We start from the raw sequence: 14,052 nt of genomic DNA, 5'->3' as shown, positions 1-14,052 counted from the left end.
CCAGTCCGCGCTATAGCGGCGCGGCGCTTGCCGCGCAACATGCATCGTGCCGAGAACCGGCCCAGAAGGTCTATGGCAGGGCAACGCCGTCGCAGAGGAAATAGCTGCCGCTGTTGCTGCCCCCTTCGCTTTCGTCTTCCGCGGGTCGGACCGAAACCAGATCGATCTGCTTCGCGCTCATTTGCGTTACGGAGAGAACGTCCGGAAAGACGTGGCCCGGCTCCTGACATATGGCTGTCACCGCCCAGCTCGGCGAGAGCGTCGCCTTGGTGATCTGAAGGAACTCGCAATCGTATTCGACGCTTTGCAGGCCACGCGCCGAGAGCACGATGTTGCCGGCGTCGATCAGGGTCTCCAGTGTGTCCTTCTTGGCCTGCGCACAAAGGTCCTCGGACTGGAGATAGACGCCTTTGATGAAGTCCTCCGCGGCGGGAGCCGGGGAGGCCACAGAAAGAACAGAAATGAAAAGAAAGCCCCTCAAAACCATGTTTTCACTCCATTTTGGCGCCTTATACCTAGCGTCTTCTACAAGCTAATCGTCCCGCCGATCTCCGGCAATGCCACCTTCACGCCGGATCCCTCCAACCCCGCGACAAACTTGTCGGCGGTCTGGTCGATGATCGGAAATGTGCCGAAGTGACTGGGAATTACCGTCTCGAACTGAAAGAAGCGCCGGCAGGCAAGGGCTGCCACCGCGCCGCCCATGGTGAAGCGGTCGCCGATCGGCACGATGCCGATCTTCGGCTCGTGCAATTCGTTGATCAGCGCCATGTCGGAAAAAATGTCGGTGTCGCCCATATGGTAGAGCGTCTTGTCTTCCTGGAAATGCAGCACGAGGCCGCCGGGATTGCCGAGATAGGTGTTCTGGCCCTTGTCGCCCGGGAACGACGAGGAATGCAGCGCCTGGACGAAGGTGGTGGTGAAGCCGCCGCAATCGATCGTGCCGCCGATATTGCCCGGATTGATCTTCTTGTCGCTGACGCCCTTGCCGACCAGATACATGCAGACCTCGAAATTGGCGACCAGCATGGCGCCGCTTTTCCCAAGCACTTCAAGCGCACCGCTGATGTGGTCGCTGTGGCCGTGGGTCAACAGAACATGCGTGACCCCTTCCGCCGGCTCTTCCCAGCCGCCCGTCCATGACGGATTGCCGATCAGATAGGGATCGATGAGGATTTTCGCATCGGTGGTTTCGACGCAAAATGCGGAATGTCCGTACCAGGTCAGTTTCATGAATGCCTTCCTCGATTCTTGCTTCGCCAAAGGATAGAACGCCGGCAGTGAAATTAAAGTCCCACAGCGTCCTTTGCGGCGTATAGTCCGAGGAAAGCCGTTGAGCATCATCACCATCGAGGAGTTGCCGGCGCGGCTCGGCGGCGGCAAGACGCTGGCCGGGCTCGACCTTGGCGACAAGACGATTGGCGTGGCGGTTTCCGACCGGGGCTTTGCCTTTGCCCACCCGCGGCCCGTCATCATGCGCAGGAAGTTCTCGCTGGATGCCGCAGTGCTGCTCGCCTTGCTGCAGAAAGAGAATGTCGGTGCCGTGGTGCTCGGCCTGCCGGTCAACATGGACGGGTCGGAAGGCCCGCGCGCCCAGAAATCCCGCGCCTTCGCCCGCAACATGGCTGGTGTGACCGACCTGCCCTTCGTTTTGTGGGATGAGCGGCTGTCGACGGTGGCGGCCGAGCGGACGCTGATCGAGATGGATTTTTCGCGCCGCAAACGCGCCGGCAAGATCGATTCGGCCGCGGCGGCCTTTATTCTGCAGGGCGTTCTCGACCGGCTTCAGGCGCTCGGCGTCGACGCCTGGTCGAAATAGCGGTCGCGCATTATCCTGATCCAGCCACCAATCACGCGGCGGCGGCGAAACGCCCAAAACGCCATGAGCAGCAGGCTGTCGAGGATGCAGGCCTTTGCGACCATGCCGGGGATGAGCGCCGGATCGATGCCAAGCATCTCGCCATAGAGCTGGAAGACGAGGTCATGCAATTGGCGGCTCAGCATGACATAGCCGAAATTGATGTCGTTGAGCGACAGGAAGAACCAGCCCCAGAACAGGGCGAGCGGGGCCGCCCATAGCGCGAACAAGGTGCGCATCAGCGGTCCCTCAAGTTCGTGTCCGGCCACAAGTTCGTGTCCAGCCGGCCGGAAATGCGCGAGAGCGCCGAGTTGTGCGCCGCCGCCTTCGCCATCACATGCGCGGCGCCACTGATTTCACCCGTGCCCGGAACCGCTGCGGCCAGGGCCGACCGCCGCTCTGCGAGCATGGCGACATAGGAAGCCAGCAGTGCCGCCAGTTGCACCGCGACAACCATGAATAGCCCGTTGATGCCTTGCGCGGCGCCGCCGACGACAATCAGCGACAGCACACCGGAGGCGGAGATGAAGGCGACCCGCACGACGTTATCGGTCGCGTCCGGATTTTTCGGGTCGCTAAACAGAGCCTCGACAAAGGCCCAGCAGAACAGCACCGCTACGACCAGCAGCGCTACGGCAAGCAGCGCTACGGCAGGCGGCGCCACCAAGACGGCGTTTTCGAGGCCGACGAAGCGGGTGTTCTGGATGGCGACGCCGAGCACGCCAAGCGCTGCCGCAACACCGCGATTCCCATCGATGCAGATGAACGCCAGCAGGGCGAAAACGACCGCCCAGTGCAAGGCCAGAAAGGAGCTCAATATATGCCGCATAGCGTTCCTGCTTCCGTAAACAGGACAGTGGGCTTTGCGGCCTGCCGCTGCAATGGAAACCATTTGTTAAGGTTAACGGTCATCCACAGCGGCGGTGAGCGTTATCTTGATGTCGTTATCCGCGCACCAGGTCTTCAACGCTTCTTCCGTGGCTTTTTGCTCGAAGTCGTACCATCGATCAACGGCGCCCCTGCGCTCCAAAAGATCCTTGAAGCGGGCATAGGCACCCGCCCGGCTGAAGATCTCCCGAACCTTATCGCAATCGTCGGGCAGGTGGTGGCGCGCGAATGTCAGCACCAGCGGTTTGCCGAGATCGAGTTCGCGCTTGTCCGGGATGGGATGTATCTCCCGCTGTCCTCGACGTCGTCAGGCAGTTCTTCAACATCGTCCGCCCAGTCGGAATGCCAGTAGATCTTGCCTGTCTCCTTGCACAGATAGGCCGTATTTTCGCCGCCTCCGCCGGAATTCACGAATTCGAACGCCTCCAGAAGCTCACTGAAATTGACTGTCATTGCCATCTCGCTGCGCATGAGCCTGTCGTCGCCGTATACAACCCGACCTAATCGGAGCAAATGTGGGAGTCTCCCACAGTCTCAGATTATTTGCGCCGCGCTCGCAATCAACTAGCGGCGCGACAGACGACGAGAAATCTTGCCGGTGTCGCTTCAGGTGACCGGTGGGTAGAGCGTGTCGATGATCATGCGCGCGTCGTGACGTGAATCGAGCATGCCATAGGTGTTGCGCCACTGGCCGGCGAGGCGCGTCTCGACGAAGGCGTCGGCGATCCGCCCTGCCCCCAACCTGCGAAGCTCCGCCGCTGCCGCCGACAGCGCCAGTTGCTCGGTGAGCAGACGGGCCGAGCCCTCATCGGTTGCCGCGACCTGCATTGCTGCCTTGAGCACACCGACGGTGCCGCGCCCGCCGGCGCCGAGATCGCGATCGATGCCGGCCAGCACCTCCTCGAACAGGCCGGGTGCACGCCCCAGCACGCGCAGCACGTCGAGTGCCATGACGTTGCCGGATCCCTCCCAGATCGCGTTGACCGGAGCTTCGCGATAGTAGCGGGCGAGCGGCGCCTCCTCGACATAGCCATTGCCGCCGAGGCATTCCATCGCCTCATAGAGCAGCGGCGGTGCGATCTTGCAGACCCAGTATTTGACGACCGGCGTCATGGCGCGAGCGAAGGCCGCCTCGCCGCGGTCGCCGGCCGCCTCGTCGAACGAGCGCGCCAGTCGGAATGACAGCGCGGTGGCGGCCGCGACGTCGAGCGCCATGTCGGCCAGCACGCGCTGCATCAGAGGCTGCTCGATCAGATTGGTTCCAAACACCTGGCGGTGACGGGTGTGGTGGACGGCTTCGGCCAGCCCGGCTCGCATGATCGCCGACGAGGCGATCGCGCAGTCGAGCCGGGTCAGCGTCACCATATCCATGATCGTCTTGACGCCTGCCCCGGGCTCGCCGACCATCTCGCCGATGGCATTGACGAACTCGACTTCGGACGAGGCGTTGGAGCGGTTGCCAAGCTTGTCCTTCAGCCGCTGGAAGCGGAAGCCGTTGCCCGAGCCATCGCCGAGAATGCGGGGAACGAGAAAGCACGAAAGTCCTTCCGGTGCCTGTCCAAGCACCAGGAACGCATCCGACATCGGCGCCGACATGAACCATTTGTGGCCGGTCAGCCGATAGAAGCTGCTGCCGGCGCGCTCGGCCCTGGTGACGTTGGCGCGGACGTCGGTGCCGCCCTGCTTCTCGGTCATGCCCATGCCGAGCGTCAGCCCGGCTTTTTCGACCGGCGGCTTCTGGCTCTGGTCGTATTTGCGTGTCGTCACCCGCGGCGCCCATTCGCGAAACAGTTTTGGGCTTGCCATCAGCGCGGCCAGCGATGCGCTGGTCATGGTGATGGGACAGAGATGCCCGGTTTCGAGCTGCGCCGTCAGGTAGAAACGGGCGGCGCGCACCTGATGGCGGCGGCCGATCTCGGCATCGCCATTTTCCCAGACCGACGAATGCAGCCCGTTCGCCACCGACCGGCGCATCAGCGCATGATAGGCTGGATGGAACTCGACCAGATTGATGCGCCTGCCTTGGCGGTCATGGGTCCTGAGCTTCGGCGTTTCGACATTGGCGAGGCGAGCCAGCTCCTGCGCCTCCTGCGTCAGCACGAAACGGCCAAGCCCATCGATATCCTTGCGCACCGGATCGGAAAAACGCTCGGCAAGCTGGATCAGCAACGGATCGCCTCGCCAGGCGTTGCCACCTGCCAGCGGCGGCGGCTGGTTCGTCACGTCGTCGGTCACACACTGTCCTTATCATCACAAGGCCACGAATCCGAAGCCATCAGCTAGATATAGCCCAAGCCGCGCAACGCGCGCGACGAAAATACCGGGGAGAAAGCCCGCAATCCAAAGCTGGTGCTTGCAGCCAAAGGTCCTCCACCCTATAGCAGCGCCTTGAGATGACCGACGCTTCGTCCCTGCCACTCTATCCCCACCGCCATCTTCTGGGCATCCGCGATCTTTCCCCCGCCGACATCGAGCTTTTGCTGGACAGGGCGGACCGGTCGGTCGCGATCTCGCGGCAGTCGGAGAAGAAGGCCTCGACGCTGCGTGGCCGCACCCAGATAAACCTCTTCTACGAAGCTTCGACCCGGACGCAATCGTCGTTCGAACTGGCCGGAAAACGGCTCGGCGCCGACGTCATGAACATGTCGGTGGCCAGCTCTTCGGTGAAGAAGGGCGAGACGCTGATCGACACGGCGATGACGCTGAACGCCATGCATCCCGACATCCTGATCATCCGCCACCAGTCGGCGGGTGCCGCCGCGCTGCTGGCGCAAAAGGTCGGCTGCTCGGTGATCAATGCCGGCGACGGCGCCCATGAGCACCCGACGCAGGCGCTGCTCGACGCGCTGACCATCCGCCGCGCCAGGGGCCCGCTGTCGAAGCTGATTGTGGCGATCTGCGGCGACATCCTGCATTCGCGCGTGGCGCGTTCCAACATCATGCTGCTCAATGCGCTCGGCGCGCAGGTGCGCGTCGTGGCGCCGTCGACGCTTTTGCCCGCCGGCATCGAGAAAATGGGCGTGATCGTCACCCGTTCGATGGCCGAAGGGCTCAAGGATGCGGATGTGGTGATGATGCTGCGGCTGCAGCGCGAGCGGATGGAAGGCGCCTTCGTGCCTTCGGTGCGTGAGTATTTCCACTATTTCGGCCTCGACGCCGAGAAGCTGAAGGCGGCCAAGGACGGCGCTCTGGTCATGCACCCCGGCCCGATGAACCGCGGCGTCGAGATCGCCTCAGAAATCGCCGACGGTCCGCAGAGCGTCATCCAGGAACAGGTGGAGATGGGTGTTGCCGTGCGCATGGCGGTGATGGAAGCGCTGCTCGATCCCCGCCGCAATTATGAGGGCCGCACCCTGGAGGGCCGCGGCGCATGAGCACAACGGTCTTCAGCCAGGCCCGCATCGTCGATCCGTCGCGCGGCATCGACGAGGTCGGCACTGTCATCGTCGAGGGCCGCAAGATCGTCGCCGCCGGCAAGGCGGCCTTGAACCAGGGCGCTGCGCAAGATGCTACCGTCATCGACTGCGCCGGCAAGGCAATCATTCCCGGCCTGATCGATGCGCGCGTTTTCATCGGCGAACCGGGCGGCGAGCACCGCGAGACCATCGCTTCGGCCAGCGTGGCGGCGGCGGCCGGCGGCGTCACTTCCATCGTCATGATGCCCGACACCGACCCGGTGATCGACAATGTCGCGCTGGTCGAATTCGTGCTGCGTACCGCCAAGGACACGGCCGTCGTCAACATCTTTCCGGCGGCGGCGATCACCAAGGGCCTCGAAGGCCGCGAGATGACCGAATTCGGCCTGCTGCGCGAGGCCGGCGCGATCGCCTTCACTGACGGGCGGCACACCATATCAAGCGCACTGGTGATGCGCCGGGCGCTGACCTATGCGCGCGATTTCGGCGGCGTGATCGCGCATGAAACCCAAGACGCCGACCTCGCTTCGTCAGGCGTCATGAACGAAGGCCTCTATGCCAGCTGGCTCGGCCTTGCCGGCATTCCGCGCGAGGCCGAGTCCATTCCTCTGGAGCGCGATCTTGCGCTGGCGCGGCTGACTGGCGGCGCCTATCACGCGGCTAAGATTTCGACTGCCATGGCGGCAAACGCGGTAACGAGGGCTAAGGCCGACGGCGCCAATGTCACAGCAGGCGTCTCGATCCACAATCTGTCTCTCAACGAAAACGATGTTGGCGAATACCGCACCTTCTTCCGGCTGACGCCGCCATTGCGCGCCGAGGAAGACCGGCGGGCGATGATCGAAGCGGTCAAGGGCGGCACGATCGACATCATCGTATCCTCGCACGACCCGCAGGACGTCGACACCAAGCGCCTGCCTTTCGCCGACGCCGCGGCCGGTGCCATCGGACTGGAAACGCTGCTCGGCGCGGCGCTACGCCTCTACCACAATGGCGATTTGACGCTGCTCAGGTTGGTTGAGACGTTGTCCACCGCCCCGGCAAGGCTGTTCGGCCTGCCCGGCGGCACGCTGAAGCCGGGTGCGGTCGCCGACCTTGCGCTGGTCGATCTCGACGAGCCATGGATCGTCAGCGAAAGTGGCATCCGTTCGCGCTCGAAAAACACCTGTTTCGAAGGCGCGCGGCTGCAGGGCAAGGTCTTGCAAACGATGGTGGCGGGCCGCACAGTGTTTTCGGCCTAGGTGCATATCCGGGGGAACAATGGCTTACGGCATCGTCTTGGCGCTGGTGTTCGGCTATCTGCTCGGCTCGATCCCGTTCGGCCTCCTGATCACCCGTGCCGCCGGCCTTGGCGACGTCCGCAACATCGGCTCCGGCAACATCGGCGCCACCAATGTGCTGCGCACCGGCAACAAGGGCCTGGCCGCCGCCACGCTGCTGCTCGACGCGCTGAAAGGCACGGCGGCCGTGCTGATCGCCGGTCGCTTTGCCCCGGAACTCGGGCTCTGGGCCGGCCTCGGCGCCTTTTTCGGCCATCTCTTCCCGGTCTGGCTCGGTTTCAAGGGCGGCAAGGGGGTCGCCACCTATCTCGGCGTGCTGATCGCTCTTGCCTGGCAGGTGGCGCTGATCTTCGCCCTCGTCTGGCTGGCCATGGCCTTCCTGTTCCGCTATTCCTCGCTGGCGGCGCTGACGGCAGCAATCGTCGTGCCGATCGCGCTCTTTGTCCTCAGCACGCCCGAGATTGCCGGGCTGTTCGCGCTGATGAGCCTGATCGTCATCATAAAACACCGGGCCAACATTACCCGGCTGCTGGCCGGCACCGAGAACAAGATCGGAGCCAGGGAGTGAGCCAGCGCGCCGCCGGGACGCGGCTCAGCGACCGGCAGCGGTTGAGCTGGCTTCGTTTGATCCGCACGCCGAATGTCGGTGCGGCCACCTTTCGCGACCTGATCAACCGTTTTGGCTCGGCCGAGACCGCGCTCGAGATGCTGCCCGAGCTGATGATTTCGGGCGGCGCCAGAAAGACCGTCCGCATCCCGACGATGGCCGAGGCCGAGGCGGAACTGGAGACCGCCCGGCGCGCCGGCGCCCGCTTCGTCGGCATTGGCGAGGCCGACTATCCGCCGCTGATGAAAAGCATGGACCATCCGCCGCCGCTGCTCGCGGTCAAGGGCGAAGGCGCGGTGTTCCGGCTGCCGGCGGTCGCCATAGTCGGCGCCCGCAACGCCTCGCTGGCCGGCATCAAGATGGCGCGGACGCTCGCCGCCGAACTCGGCCGCGGCGGCTTCAGCATCGTCTCCGGCCTGGCCCGCGGCATCGACACGGCAGCACATCAGGGCAGCCTTGCGTCAGGCACGATCGGTGTGCTGGCCGGCGGCCTCGATCTGCCCTACCCGCCCGAGAATGCCGCATTGTGCAACGAGATTGCCGAGCGCGGCGGCGCCATCATTTCAGAGATGCCGTTCGGCTGGCAGCCGCGCGCCCAGGATTTTCCGCGCCGCAACCGCCTTGTCGCCGGTGCGGCATTGGGGCTGGTCGTGGTCGAGGCGGCGCTACGTTCCGGCTCGCTGATCAGCGCCAGGCTTGCTGGCGAGATGGGCCGGCTGGTCTTCGCCGTCCCCGGCTCGCCGCTCGATCCGCGCGCCGCCGGCGCCAACGCCTTGCTCAAGGACGGCGCCACCCTGGTCACCGAAGCATTGGACGTTACCAGTGCGATCGCGCCGCTCGTCGGCGCACTGGCGCCAAGGACGCCGCTGCTCGAAGAGCCGCCCGACTTTTTGGCAACACCGCCACCCGGCTTAGACGACCGCGCCCGCGTCATCGAAGCCCTTGGCCCGACGCCGGTGGCGGTCGACGAAATCATCCGCCACACCGGCCTGCATCCCGCCCAGGTTTTCATGGTGCTGTTGGAACTGGACCTCGCCGGCCGGCTGGAGCGCCACGCCGGCGGGAAGGTCTCGCTGGTATGATCGAAGTCTTCCGGATCTCTCAGCACACGATTCTTGGGAGAACCTGCCCCGATGCTCGCCTCATCCGCCTCTTGCGGTCGCGTTTATCGTAGCAGTGACCCCGTGAGCGATCTGAACGAAAAGCAAAGGCAGACCCTGTTCACTCGTGCGACCGCTCTTCTGTGGAGCTGAGCGTTGTGCTGGCCTGCAATGGTCGAGAGAACTCCGCATGCTGGGTTTTCCGGATGGGGTATATATCGCCCTTCGCAACAGCGACCAGATGCGCCAGATAAGGAGAAAGGTGGCCGGCGCCGGCTGGGGTGGCATTCTAATCCCCTTCATGCGCAGTAAGGCGGATGCGGCATGCGAGATCCTTCTCCCATTGCAGGTGCCGGCTACCCCCAATCTCCAAGTTGATCAAACGACAGTTGCTCCCTTAGCCTGCAAAAATTGCAGGTATCAGCAACGCCGGGTGTTGGAACCCGGAATTGGGGGCAATTGGGGAGACGCATCATGACCGATCCCATCATAGACTTAGTCGAAACGGCCATCATCCCCGATGTCTTCATTTCAGGGATGGCCGACATGGAAAATTTGGGAGACGGGAATTTCCGGTGCATATTTTACAGCCGGCAGCGAGCGATCTACGAGCGTGGAAAGTTCGAACACGTGATTGTGTGCCGCCTCGTCATGTCGGCTGGCGCGGCTCATGCGATGCTGAAACAAATCGCACATGCCGTTGAACGAGGATCGGATAACACAGATTCCATCGGCTTTCCTGGTGGGGCACTTCAATGACAATCCTTCGTCTGCACCCCACCATCGCCTAAAGGAATTAACGAGCCCCTGCTTGAAGTGCACACCGAGCACTTGCCGAAGCGCCTGGTGACCCATAAGCCGATGAAGGTGGTGGGTGGCAAATAGCGTGGTTCACCGAACGATTTCGTGGATGATTTTGTGAGCGACTGTCAGTCGCTTGCGGAGGGTGGCCGGCGCCACGCTCAGTCCTTTGCATCGTCACCGTCTTGCACAGAGCCATCGTTTTCATCTGCCGGGCTTTCTAACCCGGCCAGTTGCCGGTCGGCCATTTCTTTGGCGAGGCCGACCAGGGCATCGACCTCTTGCATCTGGTCCACGTGACCGCCATTGGCGACGCGTTTGCGGATCCTCTTCAGTTGGTCAGAGGTAAGTCGCAATATTCCGGTGATGGACGGCTTCTTGGCCACGCCTGCATCTCTTTCATCTCAACCCACGAGACAAGCAAGCGTTCCGGCCCGAAACTTTTTACGGCAAAAGTCGACATTCAATCGACCCGCTTTTAATCCGGGTCATGAACCCCGCCATGCGTTACGCAAGCTCGATCGGCCCAGCGGCTTGGGAGATCGCTGGGCCTGACCAGCGAGCCTTAGGGGAGCTCGCCTGGCTGGCGCGTTGCCCGTCCGTCTCACTTTCCTCGTCTATCGTGCGCACAGGCAGATAGGCGTTGGTTCCAGCCATTCGCGCAGCACGATCTAATGGTCTAAATGAGGTCGGGCCATGAGGTCGGGCCGACCAGAGCGCGTCCTCCGTTGCGGGCTCCAGCGGCACGCCTGAGACGTTCCTGAGCATCAATGCGGCGCGACGCAGGATGATCTGTAGATCCGCGCGCGACATGTCCGCGATGCGATCGGCAGCGTTAGTCGCGATGATGCAACCACCGCCATGGCCTTCGCGTTTAACCGCCTTATTCCTGGCGAGCGATAAAAATGGCGGCGTTTATTCCGATTACAGTCTACCTGAATCACAAGCCGATGGTGGTCGCTTCTATAGCCGACGCCGAGATGGCGCTTCAGCAACCATGGCCACTCTTGGAAAAGCCGTCCCGGCTTGAGGCAATCCGAATGATCAAGGAATGCCTGGCCGGACATTGCAGTCACCAAGCTGCGTTCGCTGCTTTCAAGGTGGCCGCATCTGAACAGGGACTTCTTAAGCGAAAGCGCCCAAGCGTAGGCCTCAAGAAATTTGACGGGGTTGCTGAAGACCTGATGTAATGAGCTGGAACGCCCCGCTCCGACGGGCATCTAGGGCGCGCTTAAGGCTTAGCGGCTTCCCCGACATAGTGTTGTTCGAGCAGATCCTTGAAGTCTCGGCTTCCTTGCTCGTCGCTCTGAACATAGATCAGCAAAGCAGCCCAGTCCTGCAAAGCAGGGCACCGACGATTTTCAAAGCGTCATTTCCTCAGCCTCACGCCAGCGCCGCCGTCGACGCATTGGCCATCATCTAAGAATACGATGCCGCTAGCCTCGAGAGCGCCCTTCAAACCCCGCTTCGGCGGGGTTTTTCATGTGCCGCGTGCGCCATTCATGCGCCAGCAAATCCCCGCTAACCCATGAAAAAGCCCGGAAACGCTGGTAATTCTGGTAAATGGCAATGGCGCATTAGACAACGCCGGATTTTTCTCTAAAGGCTTGATTTTGTTGGTGAGCGCGCAGGGATTCGAACCCTGGACCTACTGATTAAAAGTCAGTTGCTCTACCGGCTGAGCTACGCGCTCCCGCGGGCTCAGGATGCCGCCCTCGAAATTGCGCGGAACATAGGGAGAGTGTCTCGAACGGTCAACCGGAAAAAGAGGCCTCGCAAGCCGGACTTTTCGCGGTCTCCTGACGCCTCGCAAACCGTCTCGACAAGATCGGAGCGGCTGTGTCGCACAAATGCCGAGACGTATTACAAATCAGCAGCTTGCTATTTTTCGCGGAACAATTGCGCAACATCCCCGTTTTTATCGCTACAAGGGACGACGCTATCAAGGAGAAGGCCATGAACAAATCATGTCGGGCTTGCTGGCGACCGTGCTGTCAGCGTCATTCGCTGTAGCGCAAATCGTGCCCGTCAACGCCCAGCCCATCTACGTGCCGCTGGGTCAGAACGTCTCGTCGGATGTCCAGACCGTTCAGGATGAACGGTGGAGGTGGAGGAATCGGGATTTCTCCCGCCGTGATTTCCGTCGCAATTTTTTCCGTCGCGATTTTCGTCGTTTCGCCCGTAACGACGATTTCAGGTATTATCGCGGCTATCGCTACTATCGTCCTGGCTATCGTCGCTACGGCGACTTCTGGTTCCCGCTGGCTGCCCACTGGGGCGCTGATCACCGGCGCGATCGTCAACAACCAGTATCGCCGCGTCTATCGAGGCGATGCCCACATGGAGTGGTGCTACAGCCGCTACAGATCTTACCGGGCCTATGACAACACGTATCAGCCTTACTACGGCCCCCGCCGGCAGTGCTTCTCGCCCTATTGATAAACCCGGGCAGAGTTGAATAAAGCTTGTTGAAGAGCCTGCGCTGACAACGGCGCAGGCTTTTTCTTTTCGGTGCGCGAAATCTACGGCGTGCTCAGTGTCCGGCGCACAGCATGGCGCCAACCCGCCAGCTTTGCGGAACGGACCGATGCATCCATGTCCGGTCGAAACCGTCGCTCCAGCGCCCAGCTCCTGGCGAATTCCCTTGTCTTCGGCCAGACGCCCGCCCTCGAGCCGGCCAGCCACGCCGCGCCGAGCGCCGTCGTCTCCAGGATGGTCGGACGGTCGACCGGCGCATCGAGGATGTCGGCCAGCCGCTGCATCGTCCAGTCCGACGCCACCATGCCGCCATCGACCCTGAGAACGGTCTTCGCTGAAGCGCCCTTCCAGTCCTTGCGCATGGCATCGAGCAGGTCGCGGGTCTGGAAAGCCACGGATTCCAATGCGGCGCGGGCAAATTCGGCCGGGCCCGAATTGCGGGTCAACCCGAAGATGGCGCCGCGCGCCTCGGCGTCCCAGTGCGGCGCGCCAAGCCCGACGAAAGCCGGCACCAGATACACCTCTTGAGTCGGGTCGGCACTGGCTGCCAGCACGCCGCTCTGCTCGGCCTTGCCGATCACCTTGATGCCGTCGCGCAGCCACTGAACGGCAGCACCTGCGATGAATATCGACCCTTCCAGCGCATAAGTGGTCTTGCCGTTCAGCCTGTAGGCAATGGTCGTCAACAACCGGTTCTTCGAGCGCACCAGATCACTGCCGGTGTTGAGCAGCGCGAAGCAGCCGGTGCCATAGGTGGATTTCATCATGCCCGGCTCGAAACAGGCCTGGCCGATGGCCGCCGCGTGCTGGTCGCCAGCCACGCCGAGGATTTTTATCTCCGAACCAAAGAGATTTTTTTCCGTGATTCCATAATCATCAGCGCAATCCTTCACCTGTGGTAGCATTCTTGCCGGTATGCCGAGAATGGCCAGCAGCTCGTCGTCCCAGGCATTATTTTCGATGTTGTAGACCAGCGTTCGCGAGGCGTTGGTGGCATCGGTGGCGTGAACCTTGCCGCCGGTCAGCCGCCAGATCAGAAAGCTGTCGATGGTGCCGGCCAGCAATTCGCCCTTCTCGGCGCGTTTTCTGGCGCCCTTCACCTTGTCCAGCATCCAGGCGATCTTGGTGCCGGAGAAATAGGGATCGAGCAGCAGGCCGGTCTTTCTGGTGAACTTCTTCTCCAGGCCCTGCTTCTTCAATTTCTGGCACAGCGGCGCGGTGCGGCGGTCCTGCCAGACAATCGCGTTGTGGATCGGCCTGCCGGTCGCCCTGTCCCAGATGACGACGGTCTCGCGCTGGTTGGTGATCCCGATCGCTGCAACCTCCGACGCGTCGCGGCCGGCGCTCTTCAGCGCAGCCTTCGCCGTCGCCACGACACTCGACCAGATTTCGTCCGGATCATGCTCTACCCAGCCGGAGGCCGGATAATGCTGGGTAAACTCTTCCTGTCCGCTGCCCATGACCTTCATGTCACCGTCGAACAAGATCGCCCGGCTCGACGTCGTCCCCTGGTCGATTGCTAGGATAAAGCCACTCATTCTCACTCCCTCGGCGCAAACAGGGGAGACGGCAAGATGCCGCCTCCCCCGATTGGTGCGATGCGGGCGCGAACGCCCGGACCGAT

The 14,052-nt window shown here is 62.4% G+C and carries 17 protein-coding genes and 1 tRNA gene; 8 read left to right on the top strand and 10 right to left on the bottom strand.

What is annotated here, in order from left to right; translation table 11 throughout:
• Nucleotides 1-70: 70 nt before the first annotated feature.
• Both BQ8794_RS33770 and BQ8794_RS33765 read right to left on the bottom strand, forming a co-directional pair.
• Nucleotides 71-487, bottom strand: coding sequence for a hypothetical protein (locus tag BQ8794_RS33770; RefSeq protein WP_077384059.1), 417 nt, complete (start codon nt 485-487; stop codon nt 71-73).
• Nucleotides 488-525: 38 nt separating this feature from the next.
• Nucleotides 526-1,233 (bottom strand): metal-dependent hydrolase, encoded by a 708-nt coding sequence (locus BQ8794_RS33765; RefSeq protein ID WP_077384152.1) that lies wholly within the window; start codon nt 1,231-1,233, stop codon nt 526-528.
• 100 nt (nt 1,234-1,333) lie between these two features.
• Between BQ8794_RS33765 and ruvX the strand changes: the two genes are divergently transcribed.
• A complete protein-coding gene (ruvX, locus tag BQ8794_RS33760; RefSeq protein WP_077384058.1) occupies nt 1,334-1,819 on the top strand; it encodes a Holliday junction resolvase RuvX in 486 nt (161 codons plus the stop codon).
• Here ruvX and BQ8794_RS33755 read toward each other — a convergent pair.
• The 5 genes from BQ8794_RS33755 to BQ8794_RS33740 form a co-directional block, all read right to left on the bottom strand.
• Nucleotides 1,786-2,097: a DUF6105 family protein gene (locus BQ8794_RS33755; RefSeq protein ID WP_077384057.1), complete on the bottom strand. Its 312-nt coding sequence runs from the start codon at nt 2,095-2,097 to the stop codon at nt 1,786-1,788. The genes ruvX and BQ8794_RS33755 overlap by 34 nt on opposite strands.
• The gene (locus BQ8794_RS33750; protein ID WP_077384056.1) at nt 2,097-2,687 is read right to left on the bottom strand and encodes a hypothetical protein; all 591 of its coding nucleotides are present in this window, start codon (nt 2,685-2,687) and stop codon (nt 2,097-2,099) included. Before BQ8794_RS33750 ends, BQ8794_RS33755 begins: the two co-directional genes overlap by 1 nt.
• A gap of 72 nt (nt 2,688-2,759) precedes the next feature.
• A complete protein-coding gene (locus BQ8794_RS37240) occupies nt 2,760-2,984 on the bottom strand; it encodes a hypothetical protein (RefSeq protein WP_342189078.1) in 225 nt (74 codons plus the stop codon).
• A complete protein-coding gene (locus tag BQ8794_RS37235) occupies nt 2,978-3,199 on the bottom strand; it encodes a hypothetical protein (RefSeq protein ID WP_342189077.1) in 222 nt (73 codons plus the stop codon). The genes BQ8794_RS37240 and BQ8794_RS37235 overlap by 7 nt, the downstream gene beginning before the upstream one ends.
• A 153-nt stretch (nt 3,200-3,352) precedes the next feature.
• Entirely contained in the window at nt 3,353-4,981 is a 1,629-nt protein-coding gene (locus BQ8794_RS33740; RefSeq protein WP_077384055.1) for a DNA alkylation response protein, read from the bottom strand.
• Nucleotides 4,982-5,139: 158 nt separating this feature from the next.
• Here BQ8794_RS33740 and BQ8794_RS33735 point away from each other — a divergent pair, with 158 nt between their 5' ends.
• The 5 genes from BQ8794_RS33735 to BQ8794_RS33710 all read left to right on the top strand — a co-directional run bounded on the left by BQ8794_RS33735 (nt 5,140) and on the right by BQ8794_RS33710 (nt 9,908).
• The gene (locus BQ8794_RS33735) at nt 5,140-6,120 is read left to right on the top strand and encodes an aspartate carbamoyltransferase catalytic subunit (protein WP_077384054.1); all 981 of its coding nucleotides are present in this window, start codon (nt 5,140-5,142) and stop codon (nt 6,118-6,120) included.
• Entirely contained in the window at nt 6,117-7,403 is a 1,287-nt protein-coding gene (locus BQ8794_RS33730; protein ID WP_077384053.1) for a dihydroorotase, read from the top strand. The genes BQ8794_RS33735 and BQ8794_RS33730 overlap by 4 nt, the downstream gene beginning before the upstream one ends.
• Nucleotides 7,404-7,422: 19 nt before the next feature.
• On the top strand, nt 7,423-8,010 hold the full coding sequence (plsY, locus tag BQ8794_RS33725) for a glycerol-3-phosphate 1-O-acyltransferase PlsY (protein ID WP_077384052.1): 588 nt from the start codon (nt 7,423-7,425) through the stop codon (nt 8,008-8,010).
• Nucleotides 8,007-9,131 (top strand): DNA-processing protein DprA, encoded by a 1,125-nt coding sequence (gene dprA, locus BQ8794_RS33720; protein WP_077384051.1) that lies wholly within the window; start codon nt 8,007-8,009, stop codon nt 9,129-9,131. The genes plsY and dprA overlap by 4 nt, the downstream gene beginning before the upstream one ends.
• Nucleotides 9,132-9,623: 492 nt before the next feature.
• On the top strand, nt 9,624-9,908 hold the full coding sequence (locus BQ8794_RS33710; RefSeq protein ID WP_077384049.1) for a hypothetical protein: 285 nt from the start codon (nt 9,624-9,626) through the stop codon (nt 9,906-9,908).
• Between the two features lie 203 nt (nt 9,909-10,111).
• Here the strand turns inward: BQ8794_RS33710 and BQ8794_RS35375 are convergent, their stop codons facing one another.
• Nucleotides 10,112-10,336, bottom strand: coding sequence for a hypothetical protein (locus tag BQ8794_RS35375; RefSeq protein WP_143744830.1), 225 nt, complete (start codon nt 10,334-10,336; stop codon nt 10,112-10,114).
• 519 nt (nt 10,337-10,855) lie between these two features.
• On the opposite strand from BQ8794_RS35375, the gene BQ8794_RS33695 reads away from it, so the two are divergent.
• Nucleotides 10,856-11,140: a DUF982 domain-containing protein gene (locus BQ8794_RS33695; RefSeq protein WP_077384047.1), complete on the top strand. Its 285-nt coding sequence runs from the start codon at nt 10,856-10,858 to the stop codon at nt 11,138-11,140.
• Nucleotides 11,141-11,567: 427 nt separating this feature from the next.
• Here BQ8794_RS33695 and BQ8794_RS33685 read toward each other — a convergent pair.
• Nucleotides 11,568-11,643 (bottom strand) — tRNA-Lys (locus tag BQ8794_RS33685).
• Nucleotides 11,644-12,083: 440 nt separating this feature from the next.
• Here BQ8794_RS33685 and BQ8794_RS37535 point away from each other — a divergent pair.
• Complete coding sequence (locus BQ8794_RS37535; RefSeq protein WP_425293612.1) at nt 12,084-12,389, top strand: BA14K family protein; 306 nt, start codon at nt 12,084-12,086, stop codon at nt 12,387-12,389.
• Between the two features lie 83 nt (nt 12,390-12,472).
• On the opposite strand, the gene glpK is transcribed toward BQ8794_RS37535, so the two are convergent.
• Nucleotides 12,473-13,966, bottom strand: coding sequence for a glycerol kinase GlpK (gene glpK, locus BQ8794_RS33675; protein ID WP_077384045.1), 1,494 nt, complete (start codon nt 13,964-13,966; stop codon nt 12,473-12,475).
• Nucleotides 13,967-14,052 lie beyond the last annotated feature (86 nt).

Source organism: Mesorhizobium prunaredense, assembly GCF_900156895.1.
Lineage (GTDB): Bacteria > Pseudomonadota > Alphaproteobacteria > Rhizobiales > Rhizobiaceae > Mesorhizobium > Mesorhizobium prunaredense.
Note: the sequence above shows the minus strand (reverse complement) of the source record. Positions and strands in the feature narration are given on the sequence as shown.